Below are 24838 nucleotides of genomic sequence, written 5' to 3' on the forward strand. Positions count from 1 at the left end.
GATGGGCGACTACTACGAGTACCGGCACATCGTCGGGTTCGAGGAGACCAACCTCGTCGGCAACGTCTACTACGTCAACTACCTGCGCTGGCAGGGCCGGTGCCGGGAGATGTTCCTCCACGAGCGCGCCCCGGAGGTGCTCGCCGACGTCCGCGACGACCTGAAGCTGTTCACCCTGAAGGTCGACTGCGAGTTCTTCGCCGAGATCACCGCCTTCGACGAGTTGTCCATCCGGATGCGGCTGGTCGACCTCGCCCAGACGCAGCTGGAGTTCAGCTTCGACTACGTCCGGCTCGACCCGGGCGGCGGCAGCACGCTCGTCGCCCGGGGCCGGCAGCGGGTGGCCTGCATGCGGGGACCGAACACTCGGACCCGGCCGGCGCGTGTGCCGGAGGCGCTGGTGCGGGCCCTGCGCCCGTACCGCGCCCCGACCGGGGCGCAACCGGCCGGAACCAGGAGGACCTGATGAGCATCGACCAGGTGACACCCGTCGCGGCCACCGACCCGGACGGGCTGCGCGGGGCGTTCGGGACCTTCGCGACCGGGGTGACGGTGGTGTCGGTCGGTGGCCCGCTGCCGCACGGCATGACGGCCAACTCGTTCACGTCGGTCTCCCTCGACCCGCCGCTGGTGCTGGTCTGCGTGGACCGCCGGGCCGTCATGCACGACCGGCTCCTCGCCAGCGGGGTCTTCGGCGTCTCCGTCCTCGCCGACGACCAGGAGAAGGTGGCCCGGCACTTCGCCGACCGCCGGCGCCCGCTGGGCGCGGCCCAGTTCGACACGGTGGAGTGGACGCCGGGCCGGGTGACCGGGACGCCGCTGATCGACGGCGCGCTGGCCCGGTTCGAGTGCGCCGTCTGGCAGGTGTACGACGGCGGCGACCACAGCATCGTCACGGGGCGGCTGCTGTCGGCCGAGCGGCGCGGCGACGACGATCCGGTGCTGTTCCTCCGGGGCCGCTTCCGCCGCGTCGCGGCCGAACCGAGCGGGGTGGCGACGTGACGCTGGTGGCGGCCGGCCGGACCTATCCCGGGCCGACCGGCCCCGCCCTCCTGCGGTCGCTGTGGCAGCTCGGCCGGGACCGGCTGGGTCTGATGACCTCCGCCGCCCGCTACGGCGACGCCGTCCGGCTCGGGGCCGGGCCCCGCGCGCTGTACTTCTTCAACCACCCCGACCACGCCAAGCACGTCCTGGCCGACAACAGTCAGAACTACACCAAGGGGCTCGGGCTCGTGCACGCCCGGCGGGCGCTCGGCGACGGCCTGCTGACCAGCGAGGGCGAGCTGTGGCGCAAGCAGCGGCGGGTGATCCAGCCGGTGTTCCAGGCCAAGCGCATCGCCGGCCAGGCCCACGCGGTGGCGGAGGAGGCCGAGCGGCTCATCGCCCGGCTGCGGGCCCGCCGCGGCGCGGGCGTGGTGAACCTGACCGACGAGTTCACCGCGCTGACCCTCGGCGTCCTCGGCCGGACGCTGCTCGACGCCGACCTCGACGCGTTCACGACCGTCGGGGCGGCCTTCGAGGAGATGCAGAACCAGGCCATGTTCGAGATGGCCTCGATGAGCATGGTGCCGATGTGGGTGCCGCTGCCGCAGCAGCTGCGGTTCCGGCGGGCCCGCCGGGAACTCGAGCGGATCGTCGGCCGGCTGGTCGCCGACCGGACCGCCCGCGGCGACGTGGCGGGCGCCGACGACGCGCTGTCCCGGCTGATCGCCTCCACCCGCGACGAACCGGATCCCCGGGTGGCCCGGCAGCGGATGCGCGACGAACTGGTGACGCTGCTGCTGGCCGGTCACGAGACCACCGCGAGCACGCTCGGCTGGACCTTCCACCTGGTAGACCGGCATCCGTGGGTACGGCGGCGGCTGCGCGAGGAGGCGGTCGAGGTGCTCGGCGACCGGCCTCCCGAGTACGCCGACCTGGCCCGACTGACGTACACGAAGATGGTGGTCAGCGAGGCGATGCGGCTCTACCCGCCGGTGTGGATGCTGTCCCGCCGGGCGCGCGGCGCCGACGTCGTGGACGGGTATCGGGTGCCGGCCGGCGCGGACGTGCTGATCTGCCCGTACACCCTGCACCGGCACCCGGCGTTCTGGCCGGAGCCGGAGCGGTTCGACCCGGCGCGGTTCGACCCGGAGGCGACGGCGGACCGGCCCCGGTACGCGTACGTGCCGTTCGGTGCCGGGCCGAGGTTCTGCGTCGGCAACCACCTGGGCCTGATGGAGGCCGTGTTCGTGGTGGCGATGGTGTCGCGGGAGTTCGCGCTGGTGGCCCCGGCCGGACAGCGGGTGGTGGCCGAGCCGATGCTGTCGCTGCGGGTGCGGGGCGGCCTGTCGATGACGGTCCAGCCGGCGATCTGAGTCGGCGCGACGGGTGGGCGGGTGCGCAGGCACCCGCCCATTCGTCGCGCGTGCCGGCCGGGCGACGACGTCGCCGTGGCCGTGGTGCCGCCCGGTCGGGCACACCGCCGTGCCCGGCGGTGTGCCGGGTACGCGGCGGGACGCCGGCCGGGTCCCCTGTGGACCCCACCGGCGTCCCGTCGGGCAGGCGGGTCGCGCGGCCGCTCAGGCGGCCGCTCCGGCCAGTTCCCGCCGGCTCTGTTCGTGCACCGCCGCGCGGCGGACGTCGAGCAGGGCCAGCAGCACCGGCGGGTCGACCGAGCGGGTCGGCGAGAGCTGGAGGTCGCGGGACCGCGTGACGATGCCACGTCGCACCGTCAACGGCCCCACGCTGCCGACGCAGGCCGGGTACGGCTCGGCCAGGGAGCCCTCCGGATCGTTGCCGGCGACCGAGTGGGCGAGCAGGTACCACTCGCCCTCGGGCACCCGGTCGAGGTGCAGCCGGCCGGGCTCCCGCATGATCGCGCACCGGACCGGACGCCCCTCGGGGATCCGGTCCGGGAACAGCCCCGCGAAGATGAGGGCGGGCTCGTGGGACGACGAGGCCCGGATGGCACCGCTCACCGACCCGGTGGCCGACTCCGGCAGGGCGTGGTCCATGACCGGTACCTGTGGCGTGAAGCCTCCCAGCCGCCGGTAGGTGGTGGGGGAGAGGCCGACACTGCGGCTGAACCGCGAGCTGAAGGTCCCCACGCTGGTGTACCCGACCTGGATGCTGATGTCCGCGACCGTCATGGACGTGGAGACCAGCAGCTGCTTCGCGCGCTGCAGGCGCAGCGCCGACAGGAAGCGCGCCGGGGTCACCCCGGTCGCCCTCTGGAAGATGCGGGAGAAGTGGAATTTGCTGAACATGGCGGTGCGTGCCATTTCGTCAATGGTGAGTTGCCTGCTCAGATCATTGTGCATCAACTCGATGACACGCTCGGCAACTTTCTCGACAGTGTGCGACACGTTTCGTCTCCCCCAGGTTTGTCGAAAATGGTTGCCCAGTACCGTCGAACGCATTGTGCCGACATTTTCGGTCGCCGGTCGGGCGAATCGTCCGATGTCGGGGCGCGTTCTTTCTCCAGCGGTTTCTGGAGTGACCGGCCTGGTTGCGGATCTGGACGTTCAGTCAGTCATTCAATGGCTGTCGGCGTCCGTTCAATAAACTCCTCAGGCACCTGGACAGGCAGGTCAGAACGGAATGGATATTAGCCGAGACGATTGTGTGCGGCAACGTCCTGCCAGGTGTCGGCCGGCCGCCGGTAACGCTTCGTAACCGGCAAGAATGAGAATCCCAGGGCCGCCGGACGGGCCGGTCGACAGTGGTAATCACTGGTGTCCACGACACACTTCCGGGTCGCCATGTGTGCATGTAGAGTTGCTCTCCGATCGGCGCTCGCGCTGCCGGTCGGCCGCTGTGGGACACTATGGCGTGCGAGGTCGGCGGCGAGTGTAATGGAATTAGATGCGCATTTCGGAGCTCAGCAAGCAGAGCGGCCTGTCCGTCCCGACAATCAAGTTCTACCTGCGTGAGGGGCTACTCCAGCCCGGCGTGCGCACCGGTCGCAACCAGGCCGAGTACGCCGAGGAACACCTCGCCCGCCTGCGGTTCATCCAGGTCCTCACCGGCCCCGGTCGGCTCGGGATCTCGGACGTGCGCGAGGTGCTGGCGGCGATCGACTCGCGGGGCCGTCCACTCCGTGGACTGTGTACGGTGATCAACGCCACGGTGGCGGCGATGCCGGCCGTGGACGGGGAGGATGACGTGCGCCGCGAGGTCGACGGATACGTCGAGCGGCTGGGCTGGCAGGTGGACGACGACGCGGCGGAACGGCGGACGCTCGCCCAGGTGCTGGCGATGCTGCGGCGGCTCGGCTGGTCGGACGGGGTCGAGGTGTTCGACGCGTACGCCGAGGCCGCGCGGGAGCTGGGTGCGTACGAGGCCACGGACGTGCCGGCCGACCCGCCGGACGCGGAGGCGTGCATGCGCCTGACCGCCCGCCTCGTCCTCCTGGACGTGGCGTTGACCGCGCTGCGGCGGATGGCCCTCACCCACCACGCCGGCAACCGTCGTCACTCGGATGCGCAACTTCCATAGCGGAGCGTGTTCGATACCGAACCAGTGGCGCAATCTCAGAGAAGATCGACTCGGGGGCTCGGGCCGTCGCGCCGGGGTGGCCGGCGAACGCCGAGCGTGAATGCCGGGTCGCTTTTCGTGGCCGATCCGCGCCCCGGGAAATGCCCTCGGCCGCCCGCTGCGCCCGCCCCGGGTGGGGTTGGCGCTAACGCTGGGGAATTCCCCGGGCCGGTGTCGGGGAGGGTGGAACTCCGCGCCGGCCGTTGGCGATTCTCGCCGTCGTACCGGCGTCGTCGGAAAAGGACCGCCGCTCGCCGTCCGGCCGAAGACGGCCGGCACGCAACGGCGTACGCCGGTCCACCAATCGCCGTACCCCATGAGCCGAACGGCCGATCCGGAAGCCGGCGCGGCCGTTCGGGTGGGTCACGTCGTCGCGGCCCGGCGTCGCTCAGCCGCCGGCGGCCACCGTCTCCTTCGCGCCGGCCGGATCCGGCGCCGCCGACTCCTCCCCGGACGGTCGCTCGGCGCCGGCCGGCTCGTCGCCGGCCGGTCCCGGGGTCTCGTCCGGCGCCCGGTGGGCACCCGCCTCGGCCGGCGAGTCCCCCGCAAGTCGTCCGGCGGGCGCGGGTTCGCTGCCGGTACGCGCGACCACCTGCGGGTACTCGGCCGTCTCGCCACCGCCGGCGGCCGCCATCACCGCCGCCGCGGCCAGGTCGGCCACCCGCTTCGCCTCCCGCTTGACCCGCGCCCGCACCTCCTTGGCGTGCGTCTCGGCGGAGTCCGCCGCCCGTCGGGCCTCCTCCAGCCGGTGCAACTGGTCGGCCAGCTCCCGCCGGGTCTCGCCGAGACGCTGGCGCACCGTGACCAGCTCCCGCTCGGTGGTGTCCCCCTCCTGGCGGACCTGTTCGAGCTGCTGCTGGGTGGTCTCCAACTCGGACTGGAGCCGGGTGAGCGTCTCCCGGCGGTCCCGGACGCTCTGCTGCACCGTGGCGAGCTGCTGCTGGTGGGTGGTGGCCTGCTCGTCAGCGCGCTGGCGGACCTTGGCGGCGTACTGCTGCGCCTCGGCGATGAGCGTGGCGATCTCCTGCTCGGCGGCGGTGCGCTGCGCGGCCAGCTCCCGCTCGGCGGCGGCATTCTGCTCGGTCAGCTCCTGCTCGGCGGCGGTGCGCCGGTCGTTCAGCTCCCGCTCCACGGTGGCCTGCCAGCGCGTCAGCTCCTCCTGCGTACGGCTACGCGCGGCCTGCACCTCCTGCTGGATCTGGGTCCGCGCGGAGGTCAGGAACGCCTCGGCCTCGGCCCGGGCCTGCTCGATCTTCTGGGCGCTCTGCTCCTCGATGCGGTTCGCCTCCTGCCGGGCCCGCTCGTGGGCGGCCTCCCCGGCCTCCCGCAGCTGCTCGGCCGCGGCCCGGATCTCGGCCAGCTCGGCCTGGGCGGCGGCGCGCCGCTCCTCGTCCACCTTCTCCTGCGTGGCGCGGCGCGCGGCCAGCTCCTCCTCGAACTCGCGGAGGGTACGCGCCGCGTGCTCCCGCGCGTCGGTGAGTGCCTTCTCCGCCGCGGCCTCCAGCTCGGCCGCCCGGGTTGCGGCGGCCTCCCCGATCACCTCGGCCTGCCGCTCGGCCAGCGCCAGGATCTGCTCGACCATCGGGCCGAGGTCGCGGAACGCGGCCCGGTCGACCCGCGCCGGCCGTTCGCGCAGCTCGGCGACCTCCGCCTCGAGCTGCCCGACCTGCTCGGACAGGGCGTCCAGCCGGGAGCGCGCCTCGTCGCGGTCGGCCGCCGTCCGGACCAGCTCGCCGTCGAGCTGGTCGAGGTGCCGGTCCACCTGCCGCTTGTCGTAGCCGCGCAGCGCGGTGTCGAAGGTGGGCCGCGACGTGTTGTCGTCGCGGACCGCGAACGGCTCGTCGCCGTGGGACATGCTGCATCCTCCGTACGATCGCGAACGCCACGCCGGGGAGGGACCGCCCCACGGGCAACGATGTGGCGACACGCTACCGCCGTCGGTGAACGGGTTGAACCCCTGCCCCACCTGTCGGCACGCAGAGGTGGCGAGGTGGTCGGCCGGACCCGGACGTTCGGACCGCGAGGACCCCCCGCGTCTTGACACTTGATCAGGTAAGGCTAACCTAACCGCATGTCGAGTGCAGTGCGGTCGAGCGCCGCAACGCCCCGCCTTCGCGGCGTGGAGCTGAGCCTGGGTTACCACGGAGCGACCGTGGTGCACGGCGCGTCCATCGCGCTCCGCCCCGGCACGGTGACCGCCCTCGTCGGCCCCAACGGCAGCGGCAAGTCCACACTGCTGCGCGCACTGGCCCGGCTGCACCCGGTCGGCGGTGGCCAGGTGCTGCTGGCCGACGGCGGGGACGCCGCCGGCCTGCCCGCCCGGGAGTTCGCCCGCCGGGTCACCCTGCTCGCCCAGAGCCGACCGGTGCCCAGCGGGGTCACCGTGCGCGACGTGGTCGGCTACGGCCGCCACCCGTACCGCGGGCGCTGGCGGGCCGACGACCCCGACGGCCCCGCCGCCGTCGGCCGCGCCATGACCGTCACCGGCGTCGCCGCGATGGCCGACCGGCCGGTCGACGAGCTCTCCGGCGGCGAGCTCCAACGGGTGTGGCTGGCCACCTGCCTGGCCCAGGACACCCCCGTGCTGCTGCTCGACGAGCCCACGACCTTCCTCGACCTCCGGTACCAGGTGGAGATCCTCGACCTGGTCCGGGACCTCGCCGACGAGCACGACGTCGCGGTCGGCGTGGTGCTGCACGACCTCAACCAGGCCGCGGCCGTCGCCGACGAGGTGGTGCTCCTGCACGCCGGACGGGTCCGCGCGACCGGCGCGCCCGTCGACGTGCTCACCGAGGAGGACCTCAGCGCCACCTACGGCATCCGCGTCGAGGTCACCACCGACCCCGTCACCGGCCTGCTCTCCACCCGCCCGGTCGGCCGGCACACCAGCCGGGTGCCCGGCTGAACCGTCACTACCCGAGAAAGAAACCTCCATGACCCGTACCCGTGTCACCGCGCTGCTCGCCGCCGCGGCCGCGCTGCTGCTCAGCGCCTGCGGCACCACCGAGAACACCGCCACCCCCGCGGCCACCAGCTCCGCCGCCGCCGGCCCGGTCACCGTCACCGACAGCCGCGGCAAGGCCGTCACCCTGAAGGCCCCGGCCACCAAGGTCGTGGGCCTGGAGTGGGGTGAGGTCGAGATGCTCGTCAGCCTCGGCGTCATGCCGGTCGGCGTCGCCGACACGAAGGGCTACGCCACCTGGGTGACCGCCGCCAAGCTCGACTCGTCGGTCAAGGACGTCGGCACCCGCTCCGAGCCCAGCGTCGACTCCGTCGTCGCCCTCCAGCCGGACCTCGTCGTGATGGAGGACGACCGGGGCGGTGCCCTCGTCGCCCAGTTGGAGAAGTACGTCCCGGTCATCGTGACCAAGGGCAGCGACGCGAAGGACAACCTCGGCCGGATGCGGTCGGACCTGAACATGATCGCCACCGCCGTCGGCAAGACCACCGAGGCGGAGAAGCTGCTCGCCGACTTCGACGCCGCCCTCGCCGACGGCAAGAAGAAGATCGCCGACGCCGGCGCGGCCGGCCGGCCGTTCGCCATCGCGGACGGCTGGAAGGAGGGCAGCACGGTCAGCATCCGGATGTTCGGTCAGGGCTCGCTGGTCTCCCAGCTCGGCATCCAGCTCGGCCTGACCAACGCCTGGACCGGCAAGACCGACGAGGTGTGGGGCCTGGGCCAGACCGACGTCGAGGGGCTGACCGTCCTCAAGGACCCGAACCTGCACTTCTTCTACAACGCCTCGGACGGCACCGACGTCTTCGCCGACGGCCTCGCCGGCAACGCCGTCTGGAAGTCCCTGCCGTTCGTGCAGAAGGGCAACCTGCACAAGATGCCGGACGGGATCTGGACCTTCGGCGGGCCGCTCTCCGGCAAGCAGTACATCGACCAGCTCGTGAAGACCTACACGGTGTGACCCAGCTGTCCGCACCCCCGCGCCCGGAGCCGGCCACCCGGCCGGCTCCGGCCGGGCGGCCCTCCGTCCCCCGCCTCACCGGGGCCTTCGCCGCCGCGACCCTGCTCCTGCTCGTGGTCGCCGCGGTGCATATCACCCAGGGCACCTCCACCGTCGGCGCCCTCGACCTGCTGCGCCTGGTCACCGGCGGCGACGACGAGGCCGCCCGGGTGCTGGTGGCGTCCCGCATCCCACGGCTGCTCGCCGGGCTCGCCATCGGCGTGGCCCTGGGCTTCGCCGGCGCCGCCCTCCAGTCGATCGCCCGCAACCCGCTCGCCTCGCCGGACACGCTCGCCGTCAACGCGGGCGCCCACCTGGCCATCGTCTCCGTCGCCGCGTTCGGCATCGCGCTGCCCGCCCTACCGGCCGGCGCACTCGCCTTCGGTGGCGGCCTCGCGGCGGCGACCCTGGTGATGGCGATGTCAGCGGGCGGGCAGGCCGGCACCACCCGGCTCATCCTCGCCGGGTCGGCCACCGCGCTCGCCCTCAGCTCGCTGACGATGCTCCTGCTGCTCCTCTTCGAGCAGGCCACCATCGGGCTGTTCGCGTGGGGCAACGGCTCGCTAGTCCAGAGCGACCTGGTCGCGCTGACCCAGCTCGCCCCGGTGATGCTGGCCGCCGTCGTCGCACTGCTGCTGCTCGGCCACCGCCTCGACATCCTCGCCCTCGGCGACGACACCGCGACCGTCCTCGGGCTCGACGTGCGGCGTACCCGGCTCGTCGTCACCGTGCTCGCCGTGCTGCTGTCCGCCGCCGCGGTCACCCTGACCGGGCCGGTCGGCTTCGTCGGCCTCTGCGCCCCGGTCATCGTCCGCCTGCTCGGGCCGGTGGTGCCCGGCGTACACCGGCACCGCGCCCTGCTGCCGCTGTCCGGCATCGCCGGCGCGGCCATCGTGCTCGGCTCGGACGTCCTGCTGCGCGCCGTCATGGGCGGCCAGGCGGGCGTGGACATCCCCACCGGCGTGGTCACCACGCTGCTCGGGGCGGCCGTCCTCATCTGGCTCGCCCGCCGGCACCGGGACGCCGGACCCACCCGCCGACCGCCCGGCGGCCACGCCGCCGTCCGCTCCGGCGCCTTCCACCGGACCGTCGTCGCCGTCGCCGCGGTGGCCGCCGTCGTGGCGGTGTCCGTCGGCATGCTCGCCGGGGACACCTGGGTGCTCTTCGGCGACATCGTCAACTGGTTCCAGGGCCGAACCGGACCGGCGTACACGTTCGTGCTGGACCAGCGGTGGCCGCGGGTCGCCGCGGCGGTGCTGGCCGGCGCGGCGCTCGCGGTCGCCGGCACCACCGTGCAGGCGGTCTGCCGCAACCCGCTCGCGGAGCCGGGCATCCTCGGCATCACCGCCGGGGCCGGGCTCGGCGCGGTCGCGCTGCTCACCTTCGTGCCGCTGGCCGGGGTGTGGGCCGTCTCCGGCGTCGCGGGCCTCGGCGCGATCCTGGCGTTCGCCCTGGTCTACGGCGCCGCCTGGCGCGGCGGGCTCAGCTCCGACCGGCTGGTCCTCATCGGGTTCGGCGCCTGGCAGGGCGGCATGGCGGTGATCACCTTCCTGATCGTCGCGTTCGACCCGTGGAACACCGGCAAGGCGCTGACCTGGCTCTCCGGCTCGACGTACGGCCGCACCGCGGCCCAGGTGCTTCCGGTGGCGATCGCCCTGCTGGTGCTCACCCCGGCGGTCGTGGCCGCCCGGCGCGAGCTGGACCTGCTGGCCCTCGACGACGACACGCCTCGGGTGCTCGGCGTACGGCTGGAACGCACCCGCCTCGTCGCGCTCGGCGCGGCGGCCCTGCTCACGTCGACCGCCGTCTCCGCCGTCGGTGTGATCGGCTTCGTCGGCCTGGTCGCCCCGCACGCCGCCCGCGCGCTCGTCGGCGGGCGGCACGCCCGGGTGCTGCCGGTCGCCGCGCTGCTCGGCGCCGTCCTGGTCAGCGTCGCCGACACCCTCGGCCGCACCGTCATCGCCCCCGCCCAGATCCCGGCCGGCCTGGTGACGGCCATCATCGGCACCCCGTACTTCGTCTGGCTGCTGTGGCGATCCCGTGCCACCGCCGCCGCCGCGCGGTAGCGCCCGTCCGAGAGAGGCACCATGACCCAGACCCTGCCCGTCGCACCGTGGCGGATGTTCACCGTCGAGGTCCGCGCGGTACACCGGCTCAGCCCGTCGTTCGTGCGGGTCACCTTCACCGGGCCGGACCTGGACCGGTTCGCCGACAACGGCTACGACCAGCGGATCAAGCTGGCGTTCCCGCTGCCGGGCGAGCGCGGGGCGCGGCTGCCGGAGGGCCCGGACTGGTACGCGCGGTGGCGGGCCCTGCCCGAGCACGAGCGCAACCCGATCCGCACCTACACCGTCCGGGCGGTCCGGCCGGAGCTGTCCGAGGTGGACGTCGACCTCGTCCTGCACGGCGACGGCGGCCCGGCGACCCGCTGGGCGCGTCGCGTACGACCCGGCGACGGCATCGCGATCCTCGGCCCCGACGCGGGCTTCGACGGCGACCACGGCGGCATCGAGTTCCGCCCGCCCGCCGCCGGGCACCTGCTGCTGGCCGGCGACGAGACGGCCGTCCCGGCGATCTGCGCCATCCTGGAGCGGTTGCCGGCGACCGCCGCGGGGCGGGTCCTGCTGGAGGTGCCCGAGGCCGACGACGTGCTGCCGGTGACCGCACCCGCGGGTGTCACGGTGAGCTGGCTCGCCCGCGGCGGCGACGCGTACGGGTCGCGGCTGGTGCCGGCGGTGTCGGCCGCGGCGACCGACCTGCTCGCCGGAGCGGCGGGCGGGGCCGAGGAACCGGTCGCCGACGTCGACGTCGACGCGGAGATCCTCTGGGAGGTCCCGACGCCGGCCGCCCCGGTGCCCGTGTACGCGTGGCTGGCCGGTGAGGCCGGCGTCATCCGTACGCTGCGCCGGCACCTGGTCAGCGAGCGTGGGCTGGACCGGCGGGCGGTGGCCTTCATGGGCTACTGGCGGATCGGCCGCGCCGACCCGGCCTGAGCCGCCGCCGGTCAGGCCAGGCGGACGGCGTCGCCGTCGACCGTCACCGCGGCGGGCGGCAGCGGGGAGCCGGCCGGGCCGCCGCGGACCGAGCCGTCGGCGATGTCGAACCGACTGTTGTGGCAGGCGCACACGATCGTGCCGTCGGCGACCGAGCTGACCGTGCAGCCGGCGTGCGTGCACGTCGCCGAGAAGGCCTTGACCGTGCCGGCCGTCGGCTGGGTCAGCACCACCCCCCGCTCGGCGAAGATGCGTCCACCCCCGACCGGGATGTCGGCCAGGCGGGCCAGCGCGGGAGCGGCACCCTCCCCGCCCGCCGGGGGCGGCCCCGCCGTCCCGGTCGCCGCCGGGGCGACGGGAGCCGCCGGAGCCGCCGGAGCCGGGGCGGACGCCGCCCCGTACGTCTGGCAGCCGGCCAGCACCGCGGTGACGCCGGCCGCCCCGGTGCCCGCCAGCACGGCCCGCCGTGACGCGGTGCCCGCGTCCTCGTTCATGGGCGTGTCCTCTCCGGATGGGGCCCGCGTCACCGCTGGAACCCGAACGTCGTGAAGTACCAGACCGACGAGGTCAACCAGACCAGCATCAGCACGGTGAAGACCACACCACCGACGACCGGGAGGACCCAGCCGGCGAGCCCCCGGCGGGGCAGCGCCAGCATCTTGGTGGTGAACGCGCCGAAGAAGAAGCAGCCGAACACCGAGTGGGCGAGCGTGCGCAGGTCGTGGTCGGCGAAGCCGAGCGCGTAGAGGCAGTGCACCGCGACCGGCACGGCCAGCAGGAAGGCGATCCGCCCGGACCAGCGGTGCGCGCCGCCGGCCCAGGACGCGGTTACGCGGCCCAGCCGGCCCCACATCGCCAGCGCCGACAGCAGCTGCACCACGGCGAAGAACGCCGCGCCGGTCCCGAGCCACACCTTCACCGTCTGCGGGCCGGAGAAGCCGGCCACGTTGACCGCGATCCCGGTCGGGGTGTGCGTACGGCCGTAGACGCCGAGCGCCACCGCGACCGCCGCGCCGACCAGCAGCGGCACGACGAGCGAGGCGCGCGGCGCGGGGGCGGGCGGGTCCGCGTACGGGTCCGGCAGCACCTGGACGGCCGGACCGTCGTCCAGATCGGGCAGCGCGTGCGTGCCGCCCCGGCGGTGGTCCGCCATCACCGGCCCGCCGGGGCGTCGGGGAACACCGGTACGGCGGTGATCGTGACGCCGTTGACGATCGTGGTGCCGAAGGCCGGGTCCAGCGGCGGCGCGGCAACCGGCTTCCCGTTCCACGTCACCACACCGACCTGGGTGCCGTCGGCGAGCAGGATCCAACCGCCGTCGACCCCGGCGTCGCGGACCTGCGCCGTGGCCCGGTACAGCGCCGGGGACGTGCCACCGGTCGCGGTGGCGGTGAACGCCCACCGCTTGTCGCCGACGCGTACCTCGCCGCGGACCCGGTCACCCTCGACCGTGCCGGTGAGCCGCGCGCCGTCCTTGCCGGTGAGGTCCAGCTCCTTGCCCGTCACCGTGCCGCGAAGCCAGATCTCCAGGCTGCGGCCGTCGCAGACGTACGCGACCGCCTTGCCCTGCCGGACCGTCAGGGCGATCGTGGCGCCGCCGTCGAGGTGGCCGGTCCACGTGCCGTCCACCGCGGCGGTCCCCGGTGCCGGCGACGCGGCGGGCGGGGACGGCGGTGGCGACGTGGCAGCCGGCTGGGCGCCCGGCGTGGCGGGCTCGTCGGCGGGCGCCCCGGGGGCGCCGGGGGCGTCCGGAGCCGCCCCGGGCGCGGCGCCCGGTGGCGCGGCGGCGTTCGCCTGTCCCGCGCCCGCGCCCGCTGCCGGCGCCGGTGGTGCCGCCTGGGCACTCATCGTGAACAGCACGGCCGCGAGCACGGTCCCGGTCGCCAGGGTGAGCATCGGGGTCATCCGCTTCATGGGCATCTCCCTCCACCCGGACGTACGGCTGCCGGACCCGGGTCGTTCAATCCACGCCGAGATGATCCGGGCGTTTCCGCCCCGACGCGCCGGGTATCCGCCGGCATGTCCGCAGCATCGGCCCCGGTCCGCTGACGTGCCCGAGGGACACCTCGTCCACCGGTACGCGCGCGAGCAGGACGCCGCGCTCGCCGGGCAGGTGCTCGCCGTGTCCAGCCCGCAGGGCCGGTTCGACCCCCGGCCGTACGACGGGCGGACGCTGCGGTCGGTCGAGGCGTACGGCAAGCACCTGCTCTACCACGTCGACGGCGCACCCACCCTGCACGTGCACCTCGGCATGCGCGGCCTCTTCCTGCGCCACGACGATTCCGCCGTACCGCCCCGGCCGGGTGTCCGGGTCCGCCTCGCCGGTGACCGGGCGGCGTACGACCTGATCGCGCCCGTACGGTGCGAACCGCTCGCGCCGGAGCGGGTGCGGGCCCTGCGGGACTCGCTCGGCCCCGACCCGCTGCGCGGTGACGCCGACCCCGACGAGGCGGTACGCCGGCTGTCGGCGGCCCGCGGCGCGGTCGGCGCGGCCCTGCTGGACCAGGCGGTGTGGGCCGGCATCGGCAACGCCTGGCGGGCGGAGCTGCTGTTCCTCGCCGGTCTCGACCCGGACCGGCGGGGCGTGCCGCCGCGCACCGCCGGCGAGCTGTGGGCGCTCGCGGTGCGGCACCTCGCGCTCGGGCGGGACGCCGGGCAGGTGGTGAGCGACCCGGCCGCGCCGGACGAACGCTGGGTGTACAAGCGGAACACCTGCCGCCGGTGCGGGGCGGCGGTCCGGGTGTGGGAGCTGGGCGCCCGCACCGCGTACGCCTGCCCGGTGGACCAGCCTCCGGGCTGAGCGGGACGGTCAGCCGGCCCGGGCCTACCGCCGGCGCCACCGCCTGACGGCGTACGCGACCGCGCTGGCCAGGAAGAACAGCGCACTCAGCGCCAGCCAGCGGCCCAGCAGCGGGGTCGGTTCCCGGCCGGTCGCCGACCGGTAGGTGGTGCCGCCGAGGCCGAGGATCCCGGGCAGGTACACGAGGAACACCAGCGCCGAGGCGAGGGCGGGGACGCGGACGTGGTTGAGCAGGGCACGGCGGCGCGCCCCGACGACCCGCCGCAGCGCCCGGTCCACCGTGGCGTAGACCGGGAACAGCACCAGGTCGTGGGCCACGACGGCGCCGAGGAACCAGATCAGCATCCGCACCGCGTCCGCCTCGCCGGCCAGCCGCAGCGCCACCCAGCCGGTGACCGCGAAGCAGGCCAGCAGCACCAGCAGGTGCCGCGCCCCGGCCCCGTACGCCGCGCGGAGCCGCGCCACCCGCTCAGCCATCGGTCCGGAAGTCGATGGCGGCGACCCACTTGGTGCAGTGCACGCCGGGCAGGGCCGGCACGATGACCCGGGCCGGGTACCCGTGGTCGGCGGACAGGTCCACGCCGTTGACCCGCAGCGCCAGCAGCGAGTCCCCATCGAGGACCTGGTTGGCCTGGAGCGTGGCCTGGTCGAACAGGCCGCCCTGCTCCAAGCTGCGGACGTGCGCGGCGGCCGGGTCGGTCACCCCGACCAGCGCGGCGAGGTCCCGCAACGGCACACCGGTCCAGGTCTGCAGGGTGGACCACCCTTCCACGCAGGCGATCGGCAGGCGCGCGGTGTGCTGGGCCATGGCGAGCAGGGCCGGCCGGTCCAGGGTGACCTCGCGGCCACCACCGCGCAGGGACAGCCGCCAGCTCGGGCCGGCGTCCTCGGCGGAGATGCCGGCCGCCGCGGCGGTGCGGTTGACCGGGAAGGCGTTCGGGCCGCTGCCCGGGTCCTGCCCCCGGGGCAGCAGCAGCGCGGTGCGCCGCAGCGGGCCGTCCAGGCTCTGCCCGACGGTCAGCGCGCCGAGCAGCAGCGCGCCCCCGCCGACGAGAGCGACCGCGCCGCGCCGGCTGACCGTCGCCGGGCCGGGCGCCGGGGCCACCAGGCCGTCCGGGTCGGGTGGCTCCGGCCGGGTGGCCGCCGTGCCGGTCCGCGCCTCGTCGGCCGGCCGCCGGGACCGCAGCGCGGAGAGCATCCTCGGCAGCTTGAGCGACACGTGCGCCACCAGGGCCGCGACGAACACCCACGCGCCGAAGTAGTGCGCGGTGTAGAAGTCGAAACCGAACAGGTACGCGTAATGGATGTTGAGCAGGCCGGTGGCGATCTCGAAGAGGATCCCGCCGACCAGCAGGAGCAGGGAGAGCCGTTCGAGGACCTGCGCCACCGAGCGGGCGGGCGGCCAGTCGAACAGCTTCGGGATCACCGACCACAGCTTGGCCAGCACCACCGGGATCAGCATGATCCCGAGGGTCACGTGCAGCCCCTGGGTGACCCGGAACAGCCAGGACGGGCGGGTGGGCCAGTCGACCTGGGGCAGCCGCAGCCAGCCCACGTCGCGCGGGAACGCCTGCCCGAACTGCGGCCCGTAGGCGAGGTAATCGAGCAGCCCGGTGAGGAACACCAGGGGCAGCCCGACGAGCAGCACGGCGCCGTACACGGCCGTCAGCCACGGCCCGCGCAGCGGGCTGCGCCAGCCCCGCGTCACGGCCCCGGCGCCGGGCGGCCGGTGCCGGGCGAGGGCACGCCACAGCGGCGCGGGAAAGCCGTACTCCCGCTCGCCGGCGGGCCTGCCGTCACCGTCCCCGGGCATGGGCGCTCCTCACTGTGGCCGGGTCTCCACCGCGACGCTAGACCGGGCGCGGACGGCCCGGCCCCGGTTGCGGCATTACGAGCCGCTTACGCGCCGACGCGGGGTCCCCCGTCCGGTGGGTCGGTCTTACGAAGTCGTGACGGTCCGGCCGAACACCCGGGCCGCCGCGCCCGGCCGGCCTAGCGTGACCGGAATGCGCATACTCGTCACCGGCGCGGCCGGCTTCGTCGGGTCGCACGTCGTCGACCTGGCGGTCGCCGAGGGGCACGACGTGGTCGGCCTGGACGCGCTGCTCCCGCAGGCGCACGGGGCCGGGCTGCCGGTCTGGTCCCGGACGCACCGGCCGGTGGTCGGCGACGTCCGCGACGCGGCGCTGCTGGACCGGCTGCTGCGCGACGTGGACGCCGTCTGCCACCAGGCCGCCATGGTCGGGCACGGCCTCGACCCGTCCGACGCCCCGGCGTACACCAGCCACAACGACCACGGCACCGCCGTGCTGCTCGCCGCCATGCACCGGGCCGGCGTGACCCGGCTGGTGCTGGCCAGTTCGATGGTCGTCTACGGGGAGGGGACGTACCGGTGCGCCGCCCACGGCGTCGTCCGCCCCGCTCCGCGCCGCCCCGCCGACCTGGCCGCCGGCCGGTACGACCCGACCTGCCCCGCCTGCCACCGTCCACTCACCCCGGCCCTGGTGCCGGAGGACGCGCCCCTCGATCCCCGCAGCACGTACGCGGCCACCAAGCTGGCGCAGGAGCACCTGGCCGCCGCCTGGGCCCGGCAGACCGGCGGCGGGGTGTGGGCGCTGCGCTACCACAACGTCTACGGCCCCCGGATGCCCCGCGACACCCCGTACGCGGGCGTGGCCTCGATCTTCCGCTCGGCGCTGGCGGCCGGGCGGGCGCCCCGCGTGCTGGAGGACGGCCGCCAGCGCCGCGACTTCGTGCACGTCACCGACGTGGCGCGGGCCAACCTGCTGGCGCTGACCGCCCCGGCGCCGGAGGGCCTGGTGCCGGTCAACGTCTGCTCCGGCGAGCCGCACACCGTCGGCGAACTCGCGACCACCCTCGCCGCGGCGATGGGCGGTCCCGCGCCCCTCGTGGTCGGCGGTGCCCGCGCCGCCGACGTCCGCCACGTCGTCGCCGACCCGCGCCGCGCCGCCGGCCTCCTCGGCTACACCGCCCGGGTCGGCTTCGCCGAGGGCGTCGCCGCGTTCGCCCGCGACCCGCTGCGGGAACCGGCCGCCGTGCCCGCCGGTGGGCCGTCCCCGGCCGCCCCGTCCGAGCCCGCCGTGGCGGCGGAGCCGTCCGCCCTGCCGGCCTGACCGGCCGGCGCGATGCCCGGGCGGGGCGCCGGCACGGCATGGCGCATCCTGCGCTGTCGCAGCCGGCGCACACCGCCGGACGCCGCGACCGTCAGCTGACCGTGAACAGCAGGTGGTTGACCGCCACGGCGGTCACTGCCTGCCCGGCGAGCCACCACCGGTGGGTACGTGCCGGCAGGTGCGCGACGGCCACCAGCAGCCACACCGCGAACGGCAGCCAGATCCGCTCCACCTCCGCCTTGCTCAGCCCGGACAGGTCCGCCGCCACGACCGCCAGCGCCGCGGCCACCGGGAGCACGACGACCGGTCCCGCGCCCCGGACGGCACCCGCCATCGCCGACCACCACCGCGCGGCACGCCCGATCCGCCCCGCGGGCCCGGCGATCACCCCGCCGTCGGCCGACCCGGCCGCGAGCCGCGCGAGCGCGCCACGAACCGGCCCGACGGCGGCCACCAGCGCCCGGCGCAGCGCCGGCCCCACCGCCGGCCCGGCGGACAGCAGCAGCGCGGCCAGGTTCGCCCACACCCAGTAGCCGTACGGGCGATCGGCCGCCCACCCCTGGTAGTAGCGCTCGACCACCAGGCGGTAGCCGTCCCACCACCAGAACCCGGCGGTGGTGAACGCCACCACGACGGCGGCGACCCCGGCGAGGGCGGCGGCCAGCGCTGCCCACCCGTCCCGGGCCCGCACCGCCAGCACGGCCACCGCCAGCAACCCGACCAGCACGAACCCGTACGACAGGTGCAGCGCGAAGCCCAGCACGAGCCCGCCGGCGAAGGCCGTCCACCGGCCGCCGGTCGCGAGCAGCGCCAGGCCGGCGGCCACCACCCCGGCGAACAGCCCGTCCGCCGACGCCCCCACCCAGACCGCGCCCGGCAGCAGCACCAGGAACGGCACCAGGGCCCGGGCGGCGCCGTCGGCTCCCAGCGCCCGCAGGGTCACCGGCACCGACACCGCAACCGTCGCGCCGGCCAGGACGCACACCAGGCCGGCCACCGCGCCGCCGCCCAGCCCGACCCGGTCGAGCCACACGAAGACCAGCAGCGCCCCGGGCGGGTGCCCGGCCGTGTGCGTCGACCACGAGTCCGGCTGGAAGTCGAGGATCCGCCCGGTGAAACCGGCCAGCACGGCGGACACGTCGGTGACCCGGGGCACCTCGTGCAGGTACTCCGCCTGCGTGGTCAGCCGCTCGGCGAGACCGGCCGACCAGCCGTCCACCAGGGCCAGCGCGAGCGTCCACGCCACCGAGGCCAGCCAGCCGGCGAAGAGCAGCCGGCCCCAGCGGGCGGTCCGCGCCCACGGAACGCCCCAGACCAGCACCACCACGGCGACCAGCACCACCGCCGGCGTACCCCAGCCGACGTGCGGACGCCAGGTGGCGTAGGCCGGAGCGGCGTCCGCGTGCAGGCCCGAACCCCGGGCGTTGAGCACCGCGCCCACCACCACGGCGGCCGCCAGCAGCGCCGCCTCCACGGCGAGCACCACCAGGTCGGCGCGGCCCCGGCGGGCGGGCGCCGCGGGGGCGGCGGCGGTTCGTGTCGGTGTGGACGTCACAACGACCGCACGGTACGGGCTGCGACGCGGTGGCGCAGGCGAAGCGGCGTCCCGTCACCGGTCGGTAAGAATCTGTCCCCCGGTAAGCGATCTGTAAGCACGTTCCGGCCGCCGCGGGTCCGCCGCCGCCCTAGCGTCGAGGCATGTCCACACAGATCGACGTGGTCCTGCCGTGCCTGGACGAGGCTGCGGCGCTGCCGGGCGTCCTCGCCGCGCTGCCGCCCGGGTACCGGGCGCTCATGGTGGACAACGGGTCGCGGGACGGGTCGCCCGAGGTGGCCGCCCGGCTCGGCGCCCGGGTGGTGCACGAACCCCGCCGCGGCTACGGCGCCGCCGTCCACACCGGGCTCCTCGCCGCCGAGACCGAACTGGTGTGCGTCCTGGACGCGGACGGTTCGTTCGACCCGGCGGAGCTGCCGGCCCTGGTGGCCCCGGTGGCGGACGGCTCGGCCGACCTCGCGGTGGGCCGCCGCCGGCCCGTGTCGGCGTCCGCCTGGCCGTGGCACGCCCGCGCCGGCACCGCGCTGATCGCGGCGCTGCTGCGCCAGCGTGGCGTCCCGCTGCGCGACCTGAGCCCGATCCGGGTGGCGCGGCGCGAGGCGCTGCTCGGCCTCGGCGTCACCGACCGGGCCTTCGGCTACCCGCTCGAACTGCTGGTCCGGGCGGCCGCCGCGGGTTGGCGCATCCGGGAACTGGACGTCACGTACGCGCCGCGCGCCGCCGGCACCCGCTCGAAGGTCTCCGGCTCCGTGCGCGGCACCCTGCGGGCGACCCGCGACTTCGCCGGCGTGCTGCGCAGCATGGGCGGCACCCGGTGACCGTCCTGCTGGTCGTGGCGAAGGCGCCGGTGCCGGGCGCGGTGAAGACCCGGCTGTGCCCGCCCGCCACCCCCGACCAGGCGGCCCGGGTCGCCGCCGCCGCGCTGCGCGACACGCTCGCCGCGGTCGCGGCGACCCCCGGCGTGACCCCGGTGCTCGCCCTGCACGGGCGGCTCGCCGACGGCGTGGCCGCCGACGCGCTGCGGACCGCCGTCACCGGCTGGACGGTCCTGCCGCAGCGTGGCGCCGGGCTGGGCGACCGGCTCGCCGCCGCGTACGCGGACATCGCGGCCGCGTACCCCGGCCGGCCGGTGCTCCAGATCGGCATGGACACGCCGCAGGTGTCCCCGGTCCTGCTCGGCGCGGCGGCGCGGCGCCTGGCCGGCGCGGACGCGCTGCTCGGCCCCGCGGTCGACGGTGGCTGGTGGGGCCTGGGCCTGCGCGATCCCCGACACGCGACCGCCCTGCGGGACGTGCCCATGTCCACCCCGCTGACCGGGCGACGCACCGTCGAGGCACTGGCCGCGTGCCGCCTGCGCGTTCAGCCGCTGCCGGTGCTCCGGGACGTCGACGAGTGGGCCGACGCGCTGGCCGTGGCGGCGATGCTGCCGGGCAGCCGGTTCGCGCGGCAGGTCCACGCCGTCCGGCCGGACCCGGAGACGGTCGGGACACGGCGGTGACCGCCCTCGCCACCGACCCGGACGCCGCCGGCTTCGCGGCGGCGCTCACCACCCCGACCGGGACGCACTGGCTGGTCGACACCCACGGGCGGCGGACCCGCCTGCCGGTCGACCGCTGGCACGCGGCGGCGGAGCCGGCGCTGCGGGCGGTCCTGCGCCGCTGCGCCGGCCCCACCCTGGACGTCGGCTGCGGGCCGGGCCGGGTCACCCGCGCGCTGGTGGAGGCCGGTGTGACGGCCGTCGGGCTCGACGTGTGCGCCGAGGCCGTCCGCCGTACCCGGGCCCGCGGCGCGGTCGCGCTGCGCCGGGACGTGTTCGACCCGCTGCCCGGCGAGGGGCGCTGGGCGCACGTGCTGCTGATCGACGGCAACATCGGCATCGGCGGCGACCCGGTCGCCCTGCTGCGCCGCTGCCGGGACCTCCTCCGCCCGCGCGGCACCGTCGTGGTGGAGGTGGAACCGGCCGGCCCCGGCCTGTGGCGCGGCGTCAGCCATCTCGCGTACCGGACGGTCGACGGCGTGTCCCGGCGGGGCCCGTGGTTCCGGTGGGCCCGGCTCGACGAGCGGGCGCTGCCGGCGGTGGCCGCCGCGGTCGGCCTCGCGGTGCACGAGGTGGCCGACCGGGACGGCCGCCGGTTCGCCGTCCTCCGCCGCCCCTGACGGTGACGACGGGGCCGGCGCCGGGATCAGCCGGGCGGGCCGGCCGCCGCTGCGCGCGGGTCGAGGCCGGGGGAGAACGTGGTGAGGAAGCGGTCCCGGAAGGTGTCCATCCGCCACACCGGCGCGTCGGGTCCCGGCCGTAGGCCGTCCTGCCAGTTCCAGCCGGCGATCCGGTCGAGCACCGCCCGGTCCCGCGTGATGAGGTGGATCGGCACGTCCTGGCTGGCGTCCGGGCCGGTGACGATCGGCGCGGGCTGGTGGTCACCGACCACGATCAGCACCAGGTTGTCGCCGCCGTACCGCTGGACGTACGAGGTGAGGGCGCCCAGCGTGTACTCGATCGACCGCCGGTAACCCAGCCGGGGCTGCTTGGACGAGCTGCGCTCGGTGGCGTCGCGGAACACGCTGCCGTCGCCGAGCGCGTTCCAGTCCAGCAGCCGGGGGATGTGCGTCCAGGGGGAGTGGCTGGAGATCAGGGCCAGCTCGGCCATCACCGGCCGCCGGTCCGTGGCGGTGCGTTCCCGCTGGTGGAACACCGACAGGGTGTACTGGTCGGGCATCGGGGCGAAGCTGAACCGCGGGCCCCGGTAGCCGAGGCTGTGCTCGTCGTAGAACTGCTCGTAGTCGTAGAACGCCCCCTCGGGCCACGCCTGGTTGGCCGCAGGCATCACGCCGACCGTCCGCCAGCCGGCCCGCTGGAAGGCGGTGCCGAGGGTGCTGCGGTCGCTGGCCAGCAGCGTACGGTGGCGTTGGTCGTTGTCGATCCACAGGCCGGAGAGCAACGTGGCGTGGGCCAGCCAGCTGCCGCCGCCGGTGGTGGGCGAGGTGAGGAACGCGCTGCGGGTGCCGTAGCCGGCCGCGGACAGCCGACGTTGCCCCTGGTCGAGCACCACGCCGACGTTGGCGAACTCCTCCTCCTGCACCGCGTCGCGCCCGTAGCTCTCGACGAAGGCGACCAGCACGTCCTTCCCGCGCAGCGCGGTGAGCAGCCGGTCGCCGGGCGCGTCGCCGTACGGGTCGGCGTCGACCTCACCGGCGAACACCGCCCGGTCGCGCAGCCGCGCCTGCACCTGCAGGGCGTGCGCGTTGACCAGCACGGTCGCGGAGGCGTCGGCCACCGGCCCGGCCGGCGCGATCCGCACCCCGGCGGCGGCGCCGACGAGCCAGAGCACCACCAGCGCCGCCAGCGCGCGGCGGGACCGGTCCGGGTGGCCGGCCAGCAGCCGGCACAGCCGCCGGGTCGCCCAGGTCAGGGTGGCGAGCAGCCCGACGGCCAGCAGCACGGCGCCGACGGCGGCGGCGACGGCGCCGGCCCGCCCGACCGAACCGCTCACGAAGGTGAACGCCTCGTCGAGCAGCGCCCAGTCGAGCACCAGGTCGAACGGCCGGCCGAGCGCCGAGCCGAAGCCGAGGTCGGCGGCCTTGAGGACCACCAGCAGCCCGAGCGCCACCCCGGCCAGCGTCGCCACCGGGCGGCGGGCCCGGGTGGGCAGGGCGAGCAGGACCGCCGCCAGCACCAGACCCTCCAGGGGGATCCGGACCAGCGCGGCGGGCGTCAGGTGGCCCGGTCGGTGCGGCGCGCCCAGGGCGACCAGCACCAGCGCCACGGCCACCGCGGTGGCCAGCCACCCCACGACCCGCCGCCACCGCGCCGGCCGGTCCACCTGCCCCGGGGTACGCCCCGTGCCTGGCTCGTCGACCGGGACGGTGCTCCCGTCGGGCCGCGCGCTGCTCTCGTCGGGCCGCGCGCTGCTCTCGTCGGGCCGCGCGGTGTTCTCGTCGGGCCGCGCGGTGTTCTCGTCGTTCTGCACGGTGCTCCTCGGTCAGTCGTGGACGGCGACGAGTTCCCGGCGCGCCGCCGGCCGGCCCGCGCCCACCGGCACGCCCGGCAGCGGCGCGCCGGCGACCGGCATCGCGGGCTGCCCGACGGGTGCCGTGGCCGGCGTGGGGACCGGCGCGGAGCGGCGCCGCCACAGCCAGAGCACGTCCCGACCGAACGACTCCACCTGGAGCGCCAGCGCCCCGACGAGCAGCGCCACCGCGGCCGGCGGCGGCAGCACCCGCGACGCGGCGACCAGCAGCAGCACGCCCAGCGCCGCCGCGGTGACCTTGCGCCAGTACCGGGGTGGCAGCGGCCGGCACATCCAGGGCAGCGCCCAGCCGGCGGCGACGAACAGGTACCGCATCGCGCCGAGGGCGAGCACCCAGACCCCGACCGCCGGCGCCACGTGCAGGCTGAGCACGGCGACGAGGATGCTGTCGATCTCCATGTCGAACCGGGCGCCGAGCGCGCTGGCCGTGCCGGTGCGCCGGGCCACGTACCCGTCCACGGCGTCCAACGCGAGGGCCACCGCGGTGAGGACGGTGAACAGCCCGATCGGCACCGGCCGGCCGGCGAACCCGTCGGCGACCAGCGCGGTGACCGCGCCGACGAGCACCGCCCGGCCCAGGGTCACCCGGTCGGCCGGCCCGAGAGCGGTCACCCCCGCCCGGTGCAGGCCCACGAGCAGCGTCAGGCACACCGCCAGCCCGTACCCGAGGCCGGCGAACCAGCCGGTGGGGCCGAGACCGACCGTCCCGGCGAGCCCGGCCAGCAGGACAATCTGGACGCCCAGCCCGATCAGCGGACCGTTTCGAACCGTGGCCACCGTGCCTCCGTGTCTATGATCGACAACTCCCTGACTGGGTAGTACGCATGAAACGACGGTCCGGTTCGCCCGGACGCGGAAAGGAGCAGCCGGTGACACGGACGGCCCGGGCCTTCTGGCTGCGGACACCCGGCCAGGGGGAGATCCGGCCGGCGCCGCTGCCCGCCCCCGGCCCCGGCGAGGTGCTCGTCCGGGCGCGGTACTCCGGCGTGAGCCGCGGCACCGAGACGCTGGTGTTCAACGGCGGCGTCCCCACCGGCCAGTACGCGGCGATGCGCGCCCCGTTCCAGGAGGGAGACTTCCCGGCGCCGGTCAAGTACGGCTACCTCAGCGTGGGCGTGGTCGAGGAGGGGCCGGAGGACCTGCGCGGGCGCACCGTGTTCTGCCTGCACCCGCACCAGACCGCGTACGTGGTCCCGGTCGACGCGGTGGCGGTCGTACCCGACGGCGTTCCGGCGGCCCGCGCGGTGCTGGCCGGCACGGTGGAGACCGCGGTGAACGCGCTGTGGGACGCGCCGCCGCTGGTCGGCGACCGGATAACCGTGGTCGGCGCCGGCATGGTCGGTGCCACCGTCGCGGCCCTGGCGGCGCGCTTCCCCGGGGTACGGGTGCAGCTCGTCGACGTCGACCCGGCGCGGGCGGCGCTGGCCGCGGCCCTCGGCGTCGAGTTCGCCGCGCCGGCCGACGCGGCGGGCGGACGCGACCTGGTGGTGCACGCCAGCGCCACCTCCGCCGGCCTGCGGCGCTGCCTGGAGCTGGTGGCGCCGGAGGGCACGGTGCTGGAGCTGAGCTGGTACGGCGACCGCGAGGTGACCCTCCCGCTGGGCGGCGAGTTCCACTCCGGGCGGCTCACCCTGCGCAGCAGCCAGGTGGGCCGGATCGCGCCGGCCCGGCGGAGCAGCCGCAGCTACCCCGACCGGCTCGCGCTGGCGCTGGACCTGCTCGCCGATCCGGTGTTCGACGTGCTGCTCACCGGGGAGTCCCGCTTCGCCGACCTGCCCGACGTGCTGCCCCGGCTCGCCGCCGGGCGGCTGCCGGCCCTGTGCCACCTCATCACCTACGACGGAGAGGACTAAC

The 24838-nt window shown here is 75.6% G+C and carries 23 protein-coding genes and 1 pseudogene; 14 read left to right on the plus strand and 10 right to left on the minus strand.

Translation table 11 applies throughout. The annotated features are described in order from the left end of the window. Nucleotide 1: 1 nt before the first annotated feature. Genes ACN26Y_RS20085 through ACN26Y_RS20095 form a run of 3 tightly spaced genes read left to right on the plus strand, consistent with a single transcriptional unit; the run spans nucleotide 2 to nucleotide 2357 of the window. Nucleotides 2-466 (plus strand): acyl-CoA thioesterase, encoded by a 465-nt coding sequence (locus ACN26Y_RS20085; RefSeq protein WP_155331765.1) that lies wholly within the window; start codon nucleotides 2-4, stop codon nucleotides 464-466. Then, nucleotides 466-1002: a flavin reductase family protein gene (locus tag ACN26Y_RS20090; RefSeq protein ID WP_155331766.1), complete on the plus strand. Its 537-nt coding sequence runs from the start codon at nucleotides 466-468 to the stop codon at nucleotides 1000-1002. Before ACN26Y_RS20085 ends, ACN26Y_RS20090 begins: the two co-directional genes overlap by 1 nt. After that, nucleotides 999-2357, plus strand: a complete 1359-nt coding sequence (locus tag ACN26Y_RS20095) for a cytochrome P450 (RefSeq protein ID WP_155331767.1) — start codon at nucleotides 999-1001, stop codon at nucleotides 2355-2357. The genes ACN26Y_RS20090 and ACN26Y_RS20095 overlap by 4 nt, the downstream gene beginning before the upstream one ends. Nucleotides 2358-2561: 204 nt before the next feature. Here ACN26Y_RS20095 and ACN26Y_RS20100 read toward each other — a convergent pair whose 3' ends face one another. Beyond that, nucleotides 2562-3347 carry a helix-turn-helix domain-containing protein gene (locus ACN26Y_RS20100; protein ID WP_422733263.1) on the minus strand — a complete coding sequence of 262 codons (786 nt, stop codon included), beginning with the start codon at nucleotides 3345-3347 and terminating at the stop codon, nucleotides 2562-2564. A 499-nt stretch (nucleotides 3348-3846) separates the two neighbouring features. On the opposite strand from ACN26Y_RS20100, the gene ACN26Y_RS20105 reads away from it, so the two are divergent. Beyond that, nucleotides 3847-4479 (plus strand): MerR family transcriptional regulator, encoded by a 633-nt coding sequence (locus ACN26Y_RS20105; RefSeq protein WP_155331769.1) that lies wholly within the window; start codon nucleotides 3847-3849, stop codon nucleotides 4477-4479. 427 nt (nucleotides 4480-4906) lie between these two features. Here the strand turns inward: ACN26Y_RS20105 and ACN26Y_RS20110 are convergent, their stop codons facing one another. Next, on the minus strand, nucleotides 4907-6373 hold the full coding sequence (locus ACN26Y_RS20110) for a DivIVA domain-containing protein (RefSeq protein ID WP_155331770.1): 1467 nt from the start codon (nucleotides 6371-6373) through the stop codon (nucleotides 4907-4909). A 216-nt stretch (nucleotides 6374-6589) separates the two neighbouring features. Between ACN26Y_RS20110 and ACN26Y_RS20115 the strand changes: the two genes are divergently transcribed. The 4 genes from ACN26Y_RS20115 to ACN26Y_RS20130 are packed head-to-tail and all read left to right on the plus strand — an operon-like array spanning nucleotide 6590 to nucleotide 11467. After that, a complete protein-coding gene (locus ACN26Y_RS20115; protein ID WP_155331771.1) occupies nucleotides 6590-7423 on the plus strand; it encodes an ABC transporter ATP-binding protein in 834 nt (277 codons plus the stop codon). Nucleotides 7424-7451: 28 nt separating this feature from the next. Further along, a complete protein-coding gene (locus ACN26Y_RS20120) occupies nucleotides 7452-8435 on the plus strand; it encodes an ABC transporter substrate-binding protein (protein WP_422733264.1) in 984 nt (327 codons plus the stop codon). Between the two features lie 5 nt (nucleotides 8436-8440). Beyond that, the gene (locus ACN26Y_RS20125; RefSeq protein WP_422734955.1) at nucleotides 8441-10540 is read left to right on the plus strand and encodes an iron ABC transporter permease; all 2100 of its coding nucleotides are present in this window, start codon (nucleotides 8441-8443) and stop codon (nucleotides 10538-10540) included. 21 nt (nucleotides 10541-10561) lie between these two features. Next, complete coding sequence (locus ACN26Y_RS20130; protein ID WP_155331773.1) at nucleotides 10562-11467, plus strand: siderophore-interacting protein; 906 nt, start codon at nucleotides 10562-10564, stop codon at nucleotides 11465-11467. An 11-nt stretch (nucleotides 11468-11478) separates the two neighbouring features. On the opposite strand, the gene ACN26Y_RS20135 is transcribed toward ACN26Y_RS20130, so the two are convergent. Genes ACN26Y_RS20135 through ACN26Y_RS20145 form a run of 3 tightly spaced genes read right to left on the minus strand, consistent with a single transcriptional unit; the run spans nucleotide 11479 to nucleotide 13381 of the window. Beyond that, a complete protein-coding gene (locus ACN26Y_RS20135) occupies nucleotides 11479-11961 on the minus strand; it encodes a Rieske (2Fe-2S) protein (protein ID WP_155331774.1) in 483 nt (160 codons plus the stop codon). A 29-nt stretch (nucleotides 11962-11990) separates the two neighbouring features. Continuing rightward, nucleotides 11991-12620 (minus strand): DUF6529 family protein, encoded by a 630-nt coding sequence (locus tag ACN26Y_RS20140; RefSeq protein WP_230688657.1) that lies wholly within the window; start codon nucleotides 12618-12620, stop codon nucleotides 11991-11993. Beyond that, nucleotides 12620-13381: a hypothetical protein gene (locus ACN26Y_RS20145; protein ID WP_155331775.1), complete on the minus strand. Its 762-nt coding sequence runs from the start codon at nucleotides 13379-13381 to the stop codon at nucleotides 12620-12622. The genes ACN26Y_RS20140 and ACN26Y_RS20145 overlap by 1 nt, the downstream gene beginning before the upstream one ends. Nucleotides 13382-13517: 136 nt before the next feature. Between ACN26Y_RS20145 and ACN26Y_RS20150 the strand changes: the two genes are divergently transcribed. Beyond that, the gene (locus ACN26Y_RS20150; RefSeq protein WP_422733265.1) at nucleotides 13518-14267 is read left to right on the plus strand and encodes a DNA-formamidopyrimidine glycosylase family protein; all 750 of its coding nucleotides are present in this window, start codon (nucleotides 13518-13520) and stop codon (nucleotides 14265-14267) included. A 24-nt stretch (nucleotides 14268-14291) separates the two neighbouring features. On the opposite strand, the gene ACN26Y_RS20155 is transcribed toward ACN26Y_RS20150, so the two are convergent. Together ACN26Y_RS20155 and ACN26Y_RS20160 are read right to left on the minus strand one after the other, a co-directional pair. Beyond that, entirely contained in the window at nucleotides 14292-14744 is a 453-nt protein-coding gene (locus tag ACN26Y_RS20155) for a hypothetical protein (protein ID WP_155331777.1), read from the minus strand. Next, nucleotides 14737-16080 carry a molybdopterin-dependent oxidoreductase gene (locus ACN26Y_RS20160; RefSeq protein WP_422733266.1) on the minus strand — a complete coding sequence of 448 codons (1344 nt, stop codon included), beginning with the start codon at nucleotides 16078-16080 and terminating at the stop codon, nucleotides 14737-14739. Before ACN26Y_RS20160 ends, ACN26Y_RS20155 begins: the two co-directional genes overlap by 8 nt. A gap of 193 nt (nucleotides 16081-16273) precedes the next feature. Between ACN26Y_RS20160 and ACN26Y_RS20165 the strand changes: the two genes are divergently transcribed. Further along, nucleotides 16274-17401 (plus strand): NAD-dependent epimerase/dehydratase family protein, encoded by a 1128-nt coding sequence (locus tag ACN26Y_RS20165; protein ID WP_422733267.1) that lies wholly within the window; start codon nucleotides 16274-16276, stop codon nucleotides 17399-17401. A 91-nt stretch (nucleotides 17402-17492) separates the two neighbouring features. On the opposite strand, the gene ACN26Y_RS20170 is transcribed toward ACN26Y_RS20165, so the two are convergent. Continuing rightward, nucleotides 17493-18956: a hypothetical protein gene (locus ACN26Y_RS20170; RefSeq protein ID WP_422733268.1), complete on the minus strand. Its 1464-nt coding sequence runs from the start codon at nucleotides 18954-18956 to the stop codon at nucleotides 17493-17495. Between the two features lie 143 nt (nucleotides 18957-19099). Between ACN26Y_RS20170 and ACN26Y_RS20175 the strand changes: the two genes are divergently transcribed. The 3 genes from ACN26Y_RS20175 to ACN26Y_RS20185 are packed head-to-tail and all read left to right on the plus strand — an operon-like array spanning nucleotide 19100 to nucleotide 21113. Beyond that, complete coding sequence (locus ACN26Y_RS20175) at nucleotides 19100-19774, plus strand: glycosyltransferase family 2 protein (protein ID WP_422733269.1); 675 nt, start codon at nucleotides 19100-19102, stop codon at nucleotides 19772-19774. Next, a complete protein-coding gene (locus ACN26Y_RS20180; RefSeq protein ID WP_155331782.1) occupies nucleotides 19771-20454 on the plus strand; it encodes a TIGR04282 family arsenosugar biosynthesis glycosyltransferase in 684 nt (227 codons plus the stop codon). The genes ACN26Y_RS20175 and ACN26Y_RS20180 overlap by 4 nt, the downstream gene beginning before the upstream one ends. Next, nucleotides 20451-21113 carry a class I SAM-dependent methyltransferase gene (locus tag ACN26Y_RS20185; RefSeq protein WP_155331783.1) on the plus strand — a complete coding sequence of 221 codons (663 nt, stop codon included), beginning with the start codon at nucleotides 20451-20453 and terminating at the stop codon, nucleotides 21111-21113. Before ACN26Y_RS20180 ends, ACN26Y_RS20185 begins: the two co-directional genes overlap by 4 nt. 26 nt (nucleotides 21114-21139) lie before the next feature. On the opposite strand, the gene ACN26Y_RS20190 is transcribed toward ACN26Y_RS20185, so the two are convergent. Together ACN26Y_RS20190 and ACN26Y_RS20195 are read right to left on the minus strand one after the other, a co-directional pair. Continuing rightward, entirely contained in the window at nucleotides 21140-22924 is a 1785-nt protein-coding gene (locus ACN26Y_RS20190) for a hypothetical protein (RefSeq protein ID WP_370463259.1), read from the minus strand. A 105-nt stretch (nucleotides 22925-23029) separates the two neighbouring features. After that, nucleotides 23030-23761 (minus strand): annotated as a pseudogene (locus ACN26Y_RS20195) (CDP-alcohol phosphatidyltransferase family protein); the annotation flags it as partial. Between the two features lie 92 nt (nucleotides 23762-23853). Here ACN26Y_RS20195 and ACN26Y_RS20200 point away from each other — a divergent pair. Continuing rightward, complete coding sequence (locus ACN26Y_RS20200; RefSeq protein WP_422733270.1) at nucleotides 23854-24837, plus strand: zinc-dependent alcohol dehydrogenase; 984 nt, start codon at nucleotides 23854-23856, stop codon at nucleotides 24835-24837. Nucleotide 24838 lies beyond the last annotated feature (1 nt).

This window comes from Micromonospora sp. WMMD558, from assembly GCF_049315255.1.
GTDB lineage: Bacteria > Actinomycetota > Actinomycetes > Mycobacteriales > Micromonosporaceae > Micromonospora.